The 17,153-nt window shown below is 26.3% G+C and carries 16 protein-coding genes; 1 reads left to right on the top strand and 15 read right to left on the bottom strand.

Going from position 1 to position 17,153, the window contains the following annotated elements; translation table 11 throughout:
• Positions 1–49: 49 nt before the first annotated feature.
• From AMYT_RS02035 to AMYT_RS02060, 6 genes are all read right to left on the bottom strand, one after another.
• Complete coding sequence (locus tag AMYT_RS02035; RefSeq protein WP_114840904.1) at positions 50–604, bottom strand: manganese efflux pump MntP; 555 nt, start codon at positions 602–604, stop codon at positions 50–52.
• Positions 598–1,776: an MFS transporter gene (locus tag AMYT_RS02040; RefSeq protein WP_114840905.1), complete on the bottom strand. Its 1,179-nt coding sequence runs from the start codon at positions 1,774–1,776 to the stop codon at positions 598–600. Before AMYT_RS02040 ends, AMYT_RS02035 begins: the two co-directional genes overlap by 7 nt.
• Positions 1,763–2,986: an MFS transporter gene (locus tag AMYT_RS02045; protein WP_114840906.1), complete on the bottom strand. Its 1,224-nt coding sequence runs from the start codon at positions 2,984–2,986 to the stop codon at positions 1,763–1,765. Before AMYT_RS02045 ends, AMYT_RS02040 begins: the two co-directional genes overlap by 14 nt.
• Positions 2,983–4,761: an ABC transporter ATP-binding protein gene (locus AMYT_RS02050; protein ID WP_114840907.1), complete on the bottom strand. Its 1,779-nt coding sequence runs from the start codon at positions 4,759–4,761 to the stop codon at positions 2,983–2,985. The genes AMYT_RS02045 and AMYT_RS02050 overlap by 4 nt, the downstream gene beginning before the upstream one ends.
• Positions 4,754–6,535 (bottom strand): ABC transporter ATP-binding protein, encoded by a 1,782-nt coding sequence (locus AMYT_RS02055; protein WP_114840908.1) that lies wholly within the window; start codon positions 6,533–6,535, stop codon positions 4,754–4,756. The genes AMYT_RS02050 and AMYT_RS02055 overlap by 8 nt, the downstream gene beginning before the upstream one ends.
• 163 nt (positions 6,536–6,698) lie before the next feature.
• Positions 6,699–8,795 (bottom strand): TonB-dependent receptor, encoded by a 2,097-nt coding sequence (locus AMYT_RS02060; protein WP_114840909.1) that lies wholly within the window; start codon positions 8,793–8,795, stop codon positions 6,699–6,701.
• A 115-nt stretch (positions 8,796–8,910) separates the two neighbouring features.
• On the opposite strand from AMYT_RS02060, the gene AMYT_RS02065 reads away from it, so the two are divergent.
• Positions 8,911–9,894, top strand: coding sequence for a helix-turn-helix transcriptional regulator (locus AMYT_RS02065; RefSeq protein WP_114840910.1), 984 nt, complete (start codon positions 8,911–8,913; stop codon positions 9,892–9,894).
• A gap of 11 nt (positions 9,895–9,905) precedes the next feature.
• On the opposite strand, the gene AMYT_RS02070 is transcribed toward AMYT_RS02065, so the two are convergent.
• From AMYT_RS02070 to AMYT_RS02110, 9 genes are all read right to left on the bottom strand, one after another.
• Complete coding sequence (locus AMYT_RS02070) at positions 9,906–11,069, bottom strand: tetratricopeptide repeat protein (RefSeq protein ID WP_114840911.1); 1,164 nt, start codon at positions 11,067–11,069, stop codon at positions 9,906–9,908.
• Positions 11,066–11,692, bottom strand: coding sequence for an energy transducer TonB (locus tag AMYT_RS02075; RefSeq protein ID WP_114840912.1), 627 nt, complete (start codon positions 11,690–11,692; stop codon positions 11,066–11,068). Before AMYT_RS02075 ends, AMYT_RS02070 begins: the two co-directional genes overlap by 4 nt.
• A 3-nt stretch (positions 11,693–11,695) precedes the next feature.
• Positions 11,696–12,100: an ExbD/TolR family protein gene (locus AMYT_RS02080; protein ID WP_114840913.1), complete on the bottom strand. Its 405-nt coding sequence runs from the start codon at positions 12,098–12,100 to the stop codon at positions 11,696–11,698.
• Positions 12,101–12,619 carry a MotA/TolQ/ExbB proton channel family protein gene (locus tag AMYT_RS02085; RefSeq protein WP_114840914.1) on the bottom strand — a complete coding sequence of 173 codons (519 nt, stop codon included), beginning with the start codon at positions 12,617–12,619 and terminating at the stop codon, positions 12,101–12,103.
• Positions 12,612–13,937 (bottom strand): MotA/TolQ/ExbB proton channel family protein, encoded by a 1,326-nt coding sequence (locus tag AMYT_RS02090; RefSeq protein WP_114840915.1) that lies wholly within the window; start codon positions 13,935–13,937, stop codon positions 12,612–12,614. Before AMYT_RS02090 ends, AMYT_RS02085 begins: the two co-directional genes overlap by 8 nt.
• Positions 13,934–14,680 carry a DUF3450 domain-containing protein gene (locus AMYT_RS02095; protein WP_114840916.1) on the bottom strand — a complete coding sequence of 249 codons (747 nt, stop codon included), beginning with the start codon at positions 14,678–14,680 and terminating at the stop codon, positions 13,934–13,936. Before AMYT_RS02095 ends, AMYT_RS02090 begins: the two co-directional genes overlap by 4 nt.
• 108 nt (positions 14,681–14,788) lie before the next feature.
• Entirely contained in the window at positions 14,789–15,268 is a 480-nt protein-coding gene (locus AMYT_RS02100) for a hypothetical protein (RefSeq protein ID WP_114840917.1), read from the bottom strand.
• A 10-nt stretch (positions 15,269–15,278) separates the two neighbouring features.
• On the bottom strand, positions 15,279–16,835 hold the full coding sequence (locus AMYT_RS02105; RefSeq protein WP_114840918.1) for a PepSY-associated TM helix domain-containing protein: 1,557 nt from the start codon (positions 16,833–16,835) through the stop codon (positions 15,279–15,281).
• Positions 16,835–17,146, bottom strand: a complete 312-nt coding sequence (locus AMYT_RS02110) for a hypothetical protein (RefSeq protein WP_114840919.1) — start codon at positions 17,144–17,146, stop codon at positions 16,835–16,837. Before AMYT_RS02110 ends, AMYT_RS02105 begins: the two co-directional genes overlap by 1 nt.
• Positions 17,147–17,153 lie beyond the last annotated feature (7 nt).

Genomic DNA, 17,153 nt, shown 5'->3' on the forward strand with positions numbered 1-17,153 from the left:
ACATGTTTTTTGTTAATTGACACTTACTTTTTAATTAAATTTTTAAAAATTAGAAAATTGTAATATTCTTAAATAGAATTTTAAAACCAATAACTATTAAAATTACCCCACCAAAAATCTCTGCTTTTTTTTCATATTTAGCATTTCCTTTTGAGCCAATAAAAACTCCTAAGAAGCTAAAAATAAAAGTTATAATTCCAATAAGTAAAAGAGAAATATAGATATTTAAACTAAATAAATGTAAAGTAAAACCTGTTGCTAAGGCATCTATACTTGTAGCTATTGCTAAAGTAAATAAAACTTTATTTGAAATAACTTTTATTTGTTTTTCAATATTTTCATAAAAAGCTTCATATATCATTTTACTTCCAATTATTTGTAAAATAAAAAAAGCTATCCAATAATCAAAATCCTTAATTATATCTTTTAATCCAACTCCTCCTATATATCCTATAAAAGGCATTAGTGCTTGGAAAAAGCCAAAATAAACTCCTGCTTTAAAAGCAAGAGTCTTAAGATTTTTACTATTTTTTATTCCTAAACCAATAGATACAGCAAAGGCATCCATACTAAGTGCAACTGCTAAAATAAAAACTTCTAACATACTAAAACTTCTTTTTTTCTATAAGAAAATGAAACAAAGGTTAATACTAAAAAGATAATTGAACAAAAAATAAAAGGATAAGTAGGGTTTACCTCATAAAGTATAGTGCTAAAAAGTGGACCAATTATAATACCTAAACCTTGTGAAGCTGATACTGTACCTGCTGCAACTCCTTGCTCATGTGCTTCTACATTGTTTGCAGTTATTGCCATAAATGCAGGCATTATCATACCTAAACCTGCAATTGCTATTGAAAAAGCTATTGCTAATTCAATTTTTGTTGAGATAAGACTAACTAAAAAATATCCCAAAGCTGTTAAAAGTGAACCTAGAAATAACCAAGTATAAGGGCTTATATTTTTTAGTTTAGATACTATAATTTGAGTGATTATAAAAACAACTCCAATTATAGATAAGATATATCCTGTAACTTTTGCTGCTTGTATTGCTTGGATATTAAATTTATCTAAAATATAAAAGCCTAAACAAACCTGAGAAGTAACAATACAAAACATAGTAAAAAATGAAGCAAGCATCGGTAGTCTAATTCTTTTATCAAAGAGTTTAAGAACTGTATCTTGGGTCTTTTCAATTTTTTTATTTGGTTCTAAAAATATTATTAGTACAAAAACAGCAATTAAAGGTAAAATAGCAGCTATATATAAAGGTACTGCTAAACCATAAATTGCTAAAACTCCCCCAATAATAGGCCCTAACACCATACCTATACCATTTGCAGCTCCGATACTTGCCATATATGAAGTTCTTTTTTGAATTTCTACTTTATCAGCAATTAGTGCATTTGAAACAGGAGGAATAGCTGAATAAAATACTCCTATCATAACTCTTGTAAAAATTAATACACCAAGACAGATTATTATACTAGGAGGTGTAATAACTGCATAATTTACAAAAAAAGCAAGTAATAAATATGAAAAAAAGAAACCAATACTTGCAAAAACTAAGATATTTTTTCTTCCGTAAAAATCACTTTTTTTACCCCAAAAACGAGATAACATAACCCAAGCAACTCCTGCAAGAGCAACCATAAGACCTGCATGCCATTCTTGTAAATTTAATTGTCTAATTATAGGACCAACCACAGCTAAAAAAGCCATCATAGATGAGGCACATAGTATAGTAATAATCATTAAAGGTTTAATCTCTTTCATTTATTTTTTCCTTTTTTATAATAAGTTCAATTTTTGTTGAAAGATACATTGAACATAAGCCAATAAAGGCACAAATCAATATTATTTTTTCATAGCCTATGATACCAGCCATAGAAACAGACATTGCGCTAAAAAATATTCCTGAAAACATATAAATACTATGTTGTATTGCAAATTGTGAAGCTGGAGATTTATTTGAAGATAAATCCATCATTAATGTTGTCATAAGGACTTGTGAAGGGGTATAAAATAAAAATACAAAACCAATTATAAACATCACAAGAAAATCATTTTCATGATGTTTAAAAATTAGTAAAAGCATTAAAATACCAACTATTTGCCCAATAGCAGCAATAATTAAAATATTTTTTTTACCAAATTTATTTATTAAAAATGAAGCTGCAAATGAGGCTAAAAAACCTATGCCATAACCTACTATATGAACAGTAAAACCTATTTTGTCCAAACTCCAGTTTAAATCTACTAATAAAGGAGTGGTCATACCAAAAGCTGAAGAGATAGTTGCAGGATAAAGAAGAAGTAAAATAAACCATAATTTCTTTTTTTTTGTTTTCCAAAAGTAAATATACTGCTTAAAATCAATTTTTTCAACAAAATTTGAATGTTTTATAGTTGGTTCTGAGTAAAAAAATATTTGAATAAGTGAAATAGCTGTAATTATTGTCATAATCATCATTGTATAATTCCAGTTAAGTTTAGAATAAAGTATAAGACCAACTCCTCCACCTAAAATCATACCAATTAATCCACCTGAGGCTTTAATTCCATTAATAAGTGAACGCTCTTTTTTAAAAGTTATTTTAAAAGCAAAGGCATCTAAAGCTATATTTTGTGAAGCTGCAAAAAAAGCAAAAAATATTGCTAGATAAATAATTAGATTTAAATTATCTTTTATATGCAAAATAGATATAAGAAAGAGTGTAATAACCATCAAAGATTGGAAAATAAGAATCCAACCTCGATAGTGACCCATTTTTTTAAAATATATTTTATCTATAAAAGGAGCCCATAAAAATCTAAATACCCAAAAAAGTCCAAGCATATAAATAAACCCAAGATTTTCTAAAGGAACTTTGTTTTGTCGTAAAATTCCTATAAAGGCTTCCATAAAAAAACCTAAACCTAAAAATTGGGTTGTATAAAGGCTAAATAATAAAAATAAAGTTGTCCAAGTTAGCTTTTTTTTCATTTATTACTACTTTTAACATTCCACTGTTTTACTCTTTGTTGTGCTTGAAACATTGCATAATATTTCCCTTGTTTTTCAAATAGTTCTTGATGTGTTCCTTTCTCTTTTAACTTTGCATTTTCAATAACTAAAATATTATCAGCGTGGGTAATAGTTGAAAGACGATGGGCTATTACAATTACAGTTTTATCTTTTATAAGTGCATCTAAAGCATTTTGAACAGCCACTTCACTTTGAGTATCAAGTGCTGAGGTAGGCTCATCTAGTATAACTATGGGAGCATCTTTTAAAATAGCTCTAGCTATGGAAATACGTTGTCTTTCTCCTCCACTTAAGCTTCCTCCTATTTCTCCTACTTTAGTATCGTAACCTTTTGGAAGTCTTGAAATAAACTCATGGCAAAATGCTGCTTTTGAAGCTTTTAAAACTTCTTTTTCACTAGCATTTGCTCTTCCCATACGAATATTATTTAAAATAGTATCATCAAAAAGATATACCTCTTGAAATACTACAGAGATATAGCTCATTAAAGTAGTTTGCTTCATATTTCTTATATCAACATTTCCTATTTTTATATTTCCTTCTTGGGGATTGGCATATCGCATAATTAGTTTTGTAATAGTTGTTTTTCCACTTCCAGAGGGACCTACAATTGCTGTAAGTGATTTATCTTGTATTTTTATACTTAGATTTTCCAATGCTTTTTGTTTTGTTCCTTCATAAGCAAAACTTACATTTTCAAATTCAATATCAAATTTACTAGGTTCTTTTATTGGCTGTTTTATAGAAAAATCTTTAACCTCTAAAAGTTTTTGAATATGCTTAAAAGAGGCTTCCATTATATCTAATACCCCAGTAACTGCTAAAAAATTTGCTAAAGGTTCAGATAATCTTCCTAAGATAATAAGTAAGGCTATTAGTGTTCCTATACTAAGTTGTGCATTTGCTATATATAGACTTCCTAAAGTTAATACAAATAAAAAGATAAACTCTATTAGTGTATTCATAATAATCATTGGAAAAGTTGAACCATAAACACCTTTTTTTTGTATTTCTCTTAAGTTTATAATAGATTTTTGAAGATTATTTGCATTTTTTCCCACTTGATTTACAGCTCTTAAAACGGGTAAGCCTTGGATATATTCAATAATATCTGCTTCAAGAGTTGCATGAGCATTTGCTCCTTGAGTTTTATCCCATTTTGTTTTTTTTCTACTCCAAGTATAAATAGGAATAGCTAGTGGAAAAGCAATAAGAAGAGCAAAAGCTAAACTTACATCTATAAAAAATGTAGCAATAATAATTACAATAGGTATAATAGCAACTTCAAAAAACATCCCTGAAACTATCCCCATATGAAGAATAGAATCATCAACATTTTGAGCTAATATTGAGTTTAGCTCTCCAGTTCTATATTTATATAAACTTTGAAGGGGCATAGTTTTTATCTTTTCTCCAAGTTTAACTCTAAGATTATGAGTTATTTCAATAATATCTTTTGAGTATTGAAACTGTGAACCCAACCATCTAAAAATAAAAGATACAATACTAAATATAGCAATTATTACTAAGTAAAATAAAGTCTCATTTAAATTAAACTCTTTTGAAAAAATATTATTTAATAGTGGAAAAAATAAAGTAAAAGCTAGCCCTTGAAAGACATAAGCAAAAATAAAAAATAAAAAACTTCTTTTTACTATATTTGCACTTTTACCTGCAATATCTAAAGTAATATTATATGACTGTTTAAATGAAGATACTTTTTCATTATTCATAAGATTCACCTTTTTCTAAATTCCATTTAGTAGATTTTTTGTAGTTATTCCAAAGTTTTTTATAAATTTTATTATTTTGCAAGAGTTCTTTATGTTTTCCACTTTCAACTATTTTACCTTTATCAAATACAATAATTTGATCAGCATCTTTAATAGTTGAAAGACGATGAGCTATCATTATTACAGTTTTATTGCTTGTTAAATTTGCTAAAGCTTTTACAATTTCTTCTTCATTTTCTGGGTCTGCAAATGCTGTAGCTTCATCCAATACTACAATAGGAGTATCTCTTAAAATAGCGCGTGCAATAGTAATACGCTGTTTTTGTCCACCTGAAAGATTTGCTCCTCTATCTCCTGCTTTAGTTTCATATCCTTTGGGTAAGGTTTCTATAAAGTCATGTATTTGAGCCAAACGTGCAGCATTAATTATTTCTTCTTTTGAAGCTTTAGGATTTGCTATTTTAATATTGTTGTAAATAGTATCTTGAAAAAGAAAAGTATCTTGAAATACAAAAGAAATGGTATTCATTAAAACTTCTGGGTTTATATCTTTTATATTTACTCCACCAATAGTTATCTCTCCACTAGTAACATCCCAAAACCTTGGTATTAGTTTTGCAATAGTACTTTTTCCTGCGCCACTTGGTCCCACAAGTGCCGTTACACTACCATTTGGTATTTTTAAATTTATATTTTTTAAGGCATAAGTTTCTACATTATCATATTTAAAAGATACTTTTTTAAACTCCATATAAAAATCTTTAGGAATTTGTGGCTTATTTGAGATACTAAGTGTAGGAATATCTAGTATTTCTTGAATCTTTAAAGCAGAAGCTTGAGATTTTTTTATAAAATTTTGAAGCCACATTATAGGCATCATAGCATCTGCCATTCCTGTACTTAAAAAAAGTGCAGTAATTAAGGCAAAAAGCCCTATTTGTGAACTATTTAAAAGAATTATGCCTGTTACTAAAACTGCTAAAAGTGTAGGAAGAGGGCTTAGAATTATCATTCCAAGTTTTGCAGGAGTTGCACTTATTTTCATCCAATTATTTAAGTTTTCTTTATAAGAAAGAAGTGCTTTATTATACCTTCTAAAAGAGCTTGTTCCATCATCAAAAGTACGAACTACCATCATAGCTTGCGTAAATTCTATTACAGCTTTATTTATATCATTTTGGCTTTGGTCATACTTTTTTCTTAACTCTTCTGAATCTCTCATTGCATAAGCCATAGCAATAAATCCAAGAATTAAAATAGAAATACTAGCAAAAGCCAATCTATAATCAATTACTAAAAGAATTATTAGTGTTGTAATAGGAGCAACTATACTTTTTGCTATCATTGGAGTACTATCAGCTACAAAAGTATGTAATGCTTTTACATCATTTTGTATTACTTTTTTAAGTGTCCCTGAACCATTTGAGATAATATATCCTAAAGGAACTTCTGCTAAATGTTGCGCAAGATTGGTTCTTAAAATCTGCTCTAACCTAAAAGCTGCTAAATGGGAAACTACAAAAGCATAAAATCTTGATAAAAAAGCAATTGTTGTCATTATTGCTAGCAATACAATAGTATTAAAAAGATTAAGTTTAATTCCGAAAATCTCCAAAGCCGTTCCTTGCATAATATTACTTAAGCTTAAAGATAAAACTATTAGTGTTGCAATTAAACTTAAAGCTGCAAATGCTGATAAAAGCATGGCTATTTGTATTTTAAACATTACAGGTTTCATAATAACCCAAAGACCATATTTTTTTTGTTTATTCATAAATAAATTCCTAAAATTTTGATTTTTAATTATATAGATATTGATAAAAGCTATCAATATCTATTTTATTTTTAAAGGATTATTTTTTTATATAAAAGTATTTTTTGTAGATTATGGCTCTCTTGATTTTTATAAGAGAGAATAATATTACAATTAAGGTATTTTAAAAAGTGTATTTAACCCCTATACCAAATCTTCTTGGTTCATTAAAACCTACCCAAGCAGTACCTGGTTTAGACATATATGAAGTAATATAATCTTCATTTGTTATATTTGTAATATAGCCGTAAATATCAAAGTTTTTAGTTTTATAACCAACTTTTGCATTTGAAGTAATACCTCCATTGGCTTCAACTAAGTTATCATTATCCGCCCCATCAATATAAGTAGTTTTACCTCTTGCAAAAATATCAACTCTTCCATAAAGACCTTTTTCTTGAAGATAAGCAAGACCTAAACTTGCTGTATATCTAGGAGTAGTCTCTATTTTTTCTCCATCATATTTTCTAGTACCATTATCATAATCATCATATTTAGCATCAATTAATCCTACTGCTGCTGAAAGTTGAAGCTTATCAGTTATAAAGTATGTTCCATCTATTTCTATACCTTGTGAGTGAGCTTTATTTGCATTACTTGTTGCAAATAATGTTCCTTGCATTAATTGTTTATAAACATGAATATCTTTTATATCCATTCTAAAAATAGAAATATTAATATTATAATCTTCTGCTAAATGTTTTAATCCAATTTCATAATTTGTTGATTTTTGAGCTTCAAAGCTATTATCTTTACTTTTATTATTTGAAGGATAGTAGTTAAACCCTCCTGGCATATAACCTTTTGAAATAGAAACATAAGTTGAAGTGTTTTCATTTAGATAATACATTAATGCCACTTTGGGTAAAAAAGTATTCCAAGTTTTTTCATCAATATAATTTACATCTGGATTTGAAACTCCTGCCCAACTTGATTTTGCTGTAACATCAATCTCTTTTTTTATTCTTTGGTATCGTCCACCTAAAGTTAGTTCAAAATCTTCACCTAAAGGAATCATTGTTTGAGCAAAAATAGCTGCTGTTTTACTTTTTGAGTTTGAATTAGCATTTCCTATATATACAGAACCATAATAAAGTTGCTCTGCGCCATATGGACCTTGATGTCTATCTTCTTTGTCAAAGTAAAGCCCAGTTATCCATTTTATATCTTGATTTTTACTTGAAACTCTTAATTCTTGTGTCCATGTATCAAGTTCTGTATAATTGAACTGTCTTAAGTCATCACTTAAGTTATTAGCCAAATTATCTGTATCATAATCTCCATCAAAATCTACTTTTTTATGTGTTGTTGTTGATTCAAGTTTTACTTTTTCTAGGTCATAGTTTAAATTTAAACTTTGAGATTTAACTTTTGTTCTTTCATAAGTAGGAACATCAAAACTTACATTTTTAGCATCTTTACGTTTTAAATTATTTATTTTTATAGTAGGATTTGCACCATAACCATCCATAAAATACTCTTTTTCATAATTATCTGTTAAAACAAACTTTGCTGAAAGATTATCTGTTGGTTTATAAAGTAAAAAACCATTTGTTTTTCTCTCTCTTTTTTTATTTGCATCTTTATTCATACCTGAGTAATGATTTGTAATCCAGCCATCATCTGATTTAAAAGAGCCATTAATTCCTGCATAAAGTTTATTATCTATAATTGCTCCACTTGTATTTAAAGAAGTTTTATAAAGATTGTCTTCTCCATACTCCATTAAGGCACTTCCACTCCATTGATTTGTAGGAGTTTTTGTTATAATATTAATAACTCCTCCAATGGCATCTTTACCATATAGTGTCCCTTGTGGTCCTCTTAATATTTCAATTTGTTCAACATTTTCTAGTGAGGGATTAAAATCATATCTATCATAATATGGTACTCCATCAATATATATAACAATAGGATTGTTATTTGTAAACATAGATGAGTTTAATCCTCTAAAAGAACTCATTCCTCCATTTAAAGAGTTTTGAAAATTCATATTTGGAATTTCTTTTATCACTTCTGATATTTTTTTTATACCTTTATTTTCTAATTGTTCATCTGTTATAACTGTAATACTTTGAGGTACATCAATTATATTTTCTTCAATTTTATTTGCAGTTACAGTAACAGCTTCAAAATTTGTGTGTGTTTTATCTTTGCTATGTGCATAAGCAATAGAAGTTAGAAGTAAACTTGATAGTACAAAACTAATTGTTTTTTTCATTTTGTTTCCTTATATTATCTAAAGTAAATTTAAGATAATATTATAATGATAATGATAATTAATTGTAATATATTTTTTAATAGTTTAGGATTAATTTTTAATTTTGAGGGATTAAATGTCATATAGAATAAATAGTAGTGATTATGAAGATTTTTTATTAAGTACAAATAGATGTAATTGTTGGCAACACAATCTTCCAAATAATTTGGGAATTATACAAAGTAATAAAGATATTATTGAAGATAATATTTTTATGTTTAAAACAAATGCTTTAGTAAATAATAAATTAGAAGTTAATTCTTTTTCTAAAGTTTTAGGACTTTGTATAGCAATAAATCTTGGAGATGATGTTGTATATGTAGATAAAAGCAATAACTCAAAACTTCTTTTTAAAAAAGATGAACTATTAATAAAGTATATAAATAGTTATGAAGGCTCAATTATTTTTAATAATTTAACAAAAACAAAGTCACTTTGTCTTGTAATTAGAGATGAGTTTTTAGAAAAATATTTCTTTAAAAAGTTTAAAAATGAAGAGATATTAAAAAGAAATTTTAAAAATCATATCTCTACAAATATTAAAAAATCTTTAGCAAGTTATAAAACAAAAATTTTAGCAAATGAGCTATATGAATCTCCTTTTAAAGGTGAACTAGATACTTTATATCTTCAAAGTAAGGCTTATGAGATTATTTATAATGAGTTTAAAGATTTATTTAGTTTAAATAGTAGTATTTGTACTTGCAAAAATGTAAAATTTAATTCACAAGATATTGATTCACTAAAAAGAGCAAAAGAGTTAATTCAAAGTTCTCAAAAAGTTTATTCAATTAGTGATTTAAGTAAAGAAGTTGCCTTAAATGAGTTTAAATTAAAACTTGGATTTAAAGAGTTATTTGCTACTACTCCTGGAAGTTTAGTATTAGAAGCAAGGATGCAAAAAGCAAAAGCTTTATTAATTACAGGGGATTATAATATTGCTGAGGTTTCAAGTATTGTGGGATATAAACATCAGCAAAGTTTTTCTGTTGCTTTTACAAAATACTTTAAAATTAATCCAAAAGAGTTGTTGAAAAATAATAAATATTACTTTTATTAAGAAGTTAGTTTCTAACTTCTTAATTGTTGTAAAATAGATTTTGCTTTTGATTTAGAGTAGGGGTTATTTACTACTTGCTCTAAAGTTTTAATACTATCTTTTTTATTATCAAGTTCATAATAACATAAGGCTTTTAAAATATTTTTTTCACCATCAACTTTACTATTTTTAATTGTTTTTATACTATTTAAAACCTCTAGGCTTTTATCAAACTGATGTTTATTGTAATATAAGTTTGCAAGTAAAAATTGATATTTTTCTTCTTTAAACTCTGAATTTTCAAGTTTATTTATAGCTTTTTGTATCTGTTTTGAGTTTATATAACTTGAAACCAAAATTTCAAAAATCTTTTTATCTTCTTTTATTAGATTTTCTTTTACAGCTTTTGCTAGTAATAATGAGGCTTTATTATAAACTTCATTTTGAAGTAAAATATTTATAAAGTATAAGATATTATCTTTTTTTGTTAAAACTGAATTTTTAAAAGCAAGCTCTAATGTGGATAAAGATTTTTTTAGTTGATTAGTTTGTTGATATAAAGAGGCTAATTGTACCCAATACTCCTCTTTTGTATTAAAAAGCTTAACCATTGTTTTCATAACTTCAATACCATTTTTATAATCTTTTAATTCTATATAAGAAGAGTATAGGATTTTGTACCATGATTCATCAATTTTTTGTTTTGTTTGAAAATATAGTTTTGAGTATTCAATACTTTTTTTGTAGTTTTTATCATAATAGTAAGCTAAAATTAGATTTTCATAAATATCTTCTTTTTTAATTACTTTGCTATTTAAAAGTTCAAGTGAAAGTTTTAAACTCTTATTATATTTCATAGATGAAAGATAGATTTTTCCTAAAGAGTATTTTATACTATGGATATTTTTCTCTTCAAAAGCATTTAATTTAATAATCTCTTCATAAGCTTTTTCTACTTTTTCATATTGATTATTATAAATATGAATATTTGCTAAAGTTTGAAGAATAAAAGATTTTTCATAATCATTTTTCTTTTGTTTTAATAACTCTTCTAAAATAGTTTTAGCAAGTTTATAATCTTGTTTATCCATTAATTTTTGAGCTTTAATTAACTCATCATAAGTTTTTTGTGACATACTAGGCTTTGCCCAAAGAGGGCAACTTGCCAATAAAAGTATTAAAATTAATTTTTTCATTGTACTAACCTAAAATTAAAAGTAATTGTTGCATTTTTAAAAGTGCCTTCTATATCATCTTTTGAAGGTTTAAACCTCCATTTTTTAATAGCATTTATAGACTCTTCTTCAAATACACCTTTTGGTTTTGAATCAATAACTTTTACATCCAAAACAAATCCCTTTGAATCAATTTTAAAAGCAAGCTGAACAAAACCTTCTTCTCTTCTTATTTTTGCACGTCTAGGATACCTAGGATTAACTCTATTTAGAGTTGTTAGCATATTTGCATCAAGTAAATTAGAACCTAATTCAATTTTTGCACCAGCTAAAGAACTAATAGAAGAAATATCAATATTTCTATTTATCTCTAAAGGCTTAATTTTTACATTTTTATCAAGTTCTTTATTTAAATTTGTTTTTATTTCAAGTTTTTTTGGTTCTATTTTTTTTATTGGTTCTTTAGGTTTTACTCTATTTTTTTTCTCAATATTTGTATCTTTTTTATCTCTTAAATATACCAACTCTATAGGATTGGTATTTTTTTGTATTACTTTACTATCAGAAGTAATCATCTCTTGCATTAAAAAAAAGATTGAAATAGAGATAATAAAAGATAAACAAACTGCTATTAATAATCTCATTTTCTAGTTCTTTAATGTTGAAATAGAGATATTTGTAATACCTGCTAGTCTAACTTGATCCATCACTTTTACTAAAACACCAGTTTTTGCATCTTTATCTGATTGAACAACTACGCTATTTTGTGAATTTGAAGCTTTAAGTCTTTCAATATTTGACCTTACTGCTCTTAAATCAACCATTCTTTTATCAATCCAAATTTCATCATTGTTTTTAATAGCTATTAAAATATTTGCATTTGATTTTTGCTGACTTGTTTTGGCACTTGGTCTATTTACATCAATCCCTGCTTCTTTTACAAAAGAAGTAGTTACAATAAAAAATATAAGCATTATAAAAACCACATCAAGCATAGGCGTTAGGTTTATTTCTGTTTCTTCTTTATTGTTTTTATGTGAAAATCTTCTCATTTATAAAACCTTTGATATTTCTAAATATAACTTATCTGTATGGTATTTAATTGAAAGTTCTAGTTTTTTTTCAAATAAAATTCCACTTAAGGCAACTACCATTCCAGCCATTGTTGGAATAGTAGCCATTGATACACCATTTGCCATTGATTTTACATTGCTTGTTCCATTTATTGCCATTACATCAAACACTTCAATCATACCTGTAACAGTTCCTAAAAGTCCCACTAAAGGACAAACTATAATTAGAGTCTTTATAAAACTAAGACCTGATTTTAGTTTAATATTTGAATCTTCTATTAGATATTTTTTTATCTCTTCTTTAAACTTTTTACTAAAAGAAGCCTCTTTTAACTCGTTTATTAAAGAGTTTTTATATTTTTTATATTCAAAACTAATATAAATATATCTTTCAATTAATAGTGTCCATAAAAATAGGGCAATACCAAATACTATGTATAAAACAAAGCCTCCTTTATCAAAGAAGCCAAATAGGTTATCTAAATATATATCAATCATTTTGTTTTAAAGTTTTTGCTAACATTCCAATACTTTGTTCTTCTAAAATAGATACAATATTCTCAGATTTTGAAGAGATATATGTATATGCAAAAAGTAAAGGAATAGCTGTAATTAGACCTAAAACAGTAGTAATTAGTGCTGTTGAAATCCCACCAGCCATAAGTTTAGGGTCACCTGTACCAAAAAGTGTAATAGCTTGAAAAGTTGCTATCATTCCTGTAACAGTTCCTAAAAGTCCAAGAAGTGGAGTAACTGCTGCAAGAAGTTTTACAAAGCTTTGACCTTTTTTAATATTATTTGTCTCTTTTAATATTTCTTCACCAATTTTAATCTCTAAGTTGCTTATTGAATCATTTATATTTTTATAAAATACACTTGCAATTTTCCCTAAAGAGTTTGATTCATCATAATTTGAAATATCTTTTTGTTGTTTTTTAATTTTTGAATATATTAAGTTTAAAGAAATGATTTTATAAATTGCAAAAATTAATCCTAAAACTCCAAGGAAGATAATAATATATCCTACAATTCCACCTTGATGAACTCTATCAAGAAGTGTTGGATTATTTCCAAGCATTTCAAATAGTGTTCCTTTTGTAGGGTCAATTAAAATAGATTTAATCTCATTAGTGCTTTGTTCAAACTCTTTGGCTTCACTTTTAAAAGTAGAACTTGGTTGAATTGATAGTTCTATTAGTGAGTTTATATCTGTTGAATATTTTAAAAATTCTCCATTTGAGAAAGCAGAAAATAATCCTATTCTTGTAACTTCTTGAAGCTTTTTTTCTCCATTATTTGAAATAACATTTGCTTCATATTTTGAGATATTTCCACTTTGAATAATCTCATCTAACATTGTATGCCAAAAAGAAGTTAGTTCTTCAATTGTAGGAAGTTTTTTAGAATTTGAAAATTTTGTAAAAATTTCTTCTTTTTGTGGAAACTGTGAAGCTGTAAATGTTCTTTGATAATTTGTTAAAAAATCTGCTGAAGTTTGTCTAACACTTCCAAACATCTCTCCTAAATCACCAATTTTAACAGTTAATTCACTCTCTTTTTGACTTAACTCTTCTTCAAGTTTTTCAATTTGTTTTTTTAACTGTTTTGTTGTTTCATTTTCTTCTTTTAATTCTTTTTTAGTTTGTATTAAAAGTTCTTGTTGTTTTTGTTTATTATTTAAAAACTCTTCTAATCTTTGTTTTTCTTCTTGTAACTCTTTATTTGAAGTTTGTTTAACATTATTAAGCAAATTATTTAAATCAAGAGAAAATAATGATGTAACTAATAGTGCTGAAGCTAAAATAATTTTAATCATTTGCTTTCCTTAAGTGTTAAAAATGGTAAGTTTAAAAAATCCACATTTTGTTGTTTATTAGCGATTTTAATAGCTTTTCTAATATTTGATTTTGCATTACTATCTTCTATATTTATCCAAGAGTTAGTAGCTTTATTCCAATAACCATACTCTTTTAAATCTAAGCTTTGATAATAAAGGGCAGTTCTTCCTATTCTTAAGAAATTATATGTTTTATTGTCAATTTTATCTTGATAACTTTCCATATTATTTGCATAGTCATACTCTATTTTAAATGCTTCTAAAATAATTCTATATTTTTCTGCTGTTTTAATATCGGCTTTATTTAAACTATCTTCAACTCTTTTTATTCTATTAGTTCTTTCTTCAAGTAAAAAAGGAGTATCAAGTTTTACTAATTGTTTTAAGCTTTCAACCATATTTAGCATAAGAGGAAAGATATTTTTTTGAGTATTTTCTATATTTACTAATTGTTGATTTATACTTTTTAACTCTTCTTTTTGAGAAGCAATAATTTCTTTAAGTTGTTTATTGTAGATTCTACTAGTTTTTAACTCAGTATTTGTGTATTTATATTCATTTAATAGCTCTTGAGTTTTATCATCAATATTATTGATTTTTTCTTGATAGTTTTTTAATTTACTATTTGTTTGCTCCAATACATCCATAGATTTTTCTATTTCATTTGCAAAAAGAGTTGAATGTAATAGTAAAAAAAAGATAAGACTTGGTATCTTAAACATTTCACACCTTTTATTAGTTAATTTTGAGAATTATAATCAATAATGAATAAAATTAAACTTATTTAATATGTATTCATGATAAGTATGTAAATCTTTATGATTTACATACTATTTTTTAAGTTCATTTAGAAGTTTATTTGTATTTTTTATACTTATAAATATGGTTGCAAATAGAAGTATAAAAGCAATAATTATGCAAATTGTTACTGCATTACTAGAAGAAATTTGCATATTTGTTCTACTTTGTTCTTTTTTAATCTCTTGTTTTTTAAAACCTCCAATAGGTTCAACTCCTGCTTTTATAATTTTATGGTCTTCATCTTCATCATCAAAAACAATTTGATAGGGTTCTAGGGGTATTTTAAGAGTTAGTTTTCCATTATCATCCAGCCTTGCTTCTTTTAAAACTTTATTTGTATTTAAAGCTTCTAAAATAACTAAAGCCCCAGCTGCACTCTCTCCTGTATTAAATTGACCAAGAATAGTAAAAGTTCCATCTTTATTATCTACTATTTCAACTTCTAACTCATGTGCAAAAATTGAAAGTGGTAATAACATTAAAATTAATATTTTTAAATACTTTTTCATTTTTTTCCTTTTATTTTTGTATCCAAAAGAATTTTGCTTCAGCTCTACTTTTGGGAAGTTTTTTAGAAATATATAACTGCAATAAACCAAATATAAATAAAGTTAAATCAACAGCAAAAATATTACTTATACTAAGAAGTTCAAAAAAAGTAAAGCCTGAATATATATTGTGAAAAATTGGTGCAAGTATAAAAGTAATACCTCCAATAAAAAAGAACTCTTTTGCTGCTTGGTATGAATTTATTCTATAAAAAGACCAAAATAAAGTTGCTAGCCAAATATTGTAAAAAATTCCTTGTTGCCAGATTACTCTATCTTCTAAATCAAAAGGCAAAGCCCATTGTAAAATAAATAAAGCACCAGTAGAGGGAATAATACCTATCATAGACGCTAATGAAAATTTTCCAATACCATCATAAAAAGTGATTTTATTTTCATATTTTTTTGCTTTTTTCTCTAAATATAACATCATTGCAAAACCAATAGCTATTGCACAAAGTGCCATCATAATAGCAACTGCAATTCTTGAAAAAATATCTATACCAAATAAAAAATGTAAGAAAAATAGTGCTTCAGCTACAAATACAGGCCAAGTTTTATCTAAAACTTTTTGATTTTCTATAAGCTCTCCTGTATGGGCATTTAAAGTAATGGTTGGTTTATTAAATATCCCTCCATTTAAAAAGGGTTTATATGGGTTATAACCTTCTATTTCAACTCTTGCTGTTTCATCTTTCCAATTTATAAGCTTTACTACTTTAAAAGTAAGTTGTGGATTTATTTGATTTGCTATTTGTAAAAGTTCATTTAGAGGTTTCATACTAACTTCTTTATTTACTTTTTTTACTGGTTTACTTTGAGGGAAAAGTACAGTTCCTACCACTGCATCAATTGTTTTTGCTTCACCTTTTGTTAGCATTTGAGACATAGGAGCTGAACTAATAAGCCCCACATTCATCACTGCACCACTTAAAGTAATTAGAAGAAATGGAACAAATAACCAAGTAAAGACTTTTACATGAATTTTTGAAAAAACTGCTTGTTGATTTTTCCCTTTATTTGAAAATTTAAATAAAGTGATTAATATAAGTCCAGTAATAATTAAAACCATTGTTCCAATTGCAACAAATCCAAAAGATACTCTTCCTATAACTTTTAGAGGTGCTCCATAATGTAACTCATTTAAAAATTCAGCAAGATGGGATTGTTCTTTAGTTTCATTATTTAACTTCTCTTTTGTTGTTGGATTAAAAGCAATAGGTTGGGTAAATCTATGAGAAATTGTAACTGCTGGATCACCCATTCTTCCCGGAAGAGAAACTAAAATATTATTTTTAGGAAAATTTTCAGTTTTTAAAGCCTCTTCAATCATATAATTGTAATCAATTTTATAAATATTTATATTTGAGTCTATATGTCGTGAAGGTTTTTCCCAAGTTTTAATATAAGGAAGTAAAATTGCAAATACTCCAAAAAATATGGCAATATACATAATTATAGAAAAAATCACCCCAGATGCAATATGTATTCTAAATAGTCTTTGTTTAAAAAGTTTTGATTTTTCCATTAAAATTCCTTAATAAAAAAATAAAGTGCAATAGTAAAAATAGTTGTAGGAATTAGAACTCTTTTTAAAGCTTCTAGTTTTGATGAAGCTAAGGCTATCCAAGTAATAGCCCCTGCATAAGCAAAAGTATTAAACATAATAGAAATAATGGCAGATTCTTTAACCTCTAAAGGGATTAGAAAAGCAACTAAAGTCATACCTAAATAAGCTACTAATAAACCACCAAATATAGAACTAAAAATTCTAAAAATGCCTATTTGTTTTCCATTTGTTTCGGGTGTTTTAAGTATTTGATAGATTTTTTTTATCATATAAAAC

This window comes from Malaciobacter mytili LMG 24559 (genome assembly GCF_003346775.1).
In the GTDB taxonomy this organism is placed as follows: Bacteria; Campylobacterota; Campylobacteria; order Campylobacterales; family Arcobacteraceae; genus Malaciobacter; species Malaciobacter mytili.

Coding starts and splice junctions, on each gene's coding strand:
- AMYT_RS02035 (WP_114840904.1), bottom strand. CDS start 604: ATGTTAGAAGTTTTTATTTTAGCAGTTGCACTTAGTATGGATGCCTTT.
- AMYT_RS02040 (WP_114840905.1), bottom strand. CDS start 1,776: ATGAAAGAGATTAAACCTTTAATGATTATTACTATACTATGTGCCTCA.
- AMYT_RS02045 (WP_114840906.1), bottom strand. CDS start 2,986: ATGAAAAAAAAGCTAACTTGGACAACTTTATTTTTATTATTTAGCCTT.
- AMYT_RS02050 (WP_114840907.1), bottom strand. CDS start 4,761: ATGAATAATGAAAAAGTATCTTCATTTAAACAGTCATATAATATTACT.
- AMYT_RS02055 (WP_114840908.1), bottom strand. CDS start 6,535: ATGAATAAACAAAAAAAATATGGTCTTTGGGTTATTATGAAACCTGTA.
- AMYT_RS02060 (WP_114840909.1), bottom strand. CDS start 8,795: ATGAAAAAAACAATTAGTTTTGTACTATCAAGTTTACTTCTAACTTCT.
- AMYT_RS02065 (WP_114840910.1), top strand. CDS start 8,911: ATGTCATATAGAATAAATAGTAGTGATTATGAAGATTTTTTATTAAGT.
- AMYT_RS02070 (WP_114840911.1), bottom strand. CDS start 11,069: ATGAAAAAATTAATTTTAATACTTTTATTGGCAAGTTGCCCTCTTTGG.
- AMYT_RS02075 (WP_114840912.1), bottom strand. CDS start 11,692: ATGAGATTATTAATAGCAGTTTGTTTATCTTTTATTATCTCTATTTCA.
- AMYT_RS02080 (WP_114840913.1), bottom strand. CDS start 12,100: ATGAGAAGATTTTCACATAAAAACAATAAAGAAGAAACAGAAATAAAC.
- AMYT_RS02085 (WP_114840914.1), bottom strand. CDS start 12,619: ATGATTGATATATATTTAGATAACCTATTTGGCTTCTTTGATAAAGGA.
- AMYT_RS02090 (WP_114840915.1), bottom strand. CDS start 13,937: ATGATTAAAATTATTTTAGCTTCAGCACTATTAGTTACATCATTATTT.
- AMYT_RS02095 (WP_114840916.1), bottom strand. CDS start 14,680: ATGTTTAAGATACCAAGTCTTATCTTTTTTTTACTATTACATTCAACT.
- AMYT_RS02100 (WP_114840917.1), bottom strand. CDS start 15,268: ATGAAAAAGTATTTAAAAATATTAATTTTAATGTTATTACCACTTTCA.
- AMYT_RS02105 (WP_114840918.1), bottom strand. CDS start 16,835: ATGGAAAAATCAAAACTTTTTAAACAAAGACTATTTAGAATACATATT.
- AMYT_RS02110 (WP_114840919.1), bottom strand. CDS start 17,146: ATGATAAAAAAAATCTATCAAATACTTAAAACACCCGAAACAAATGGA.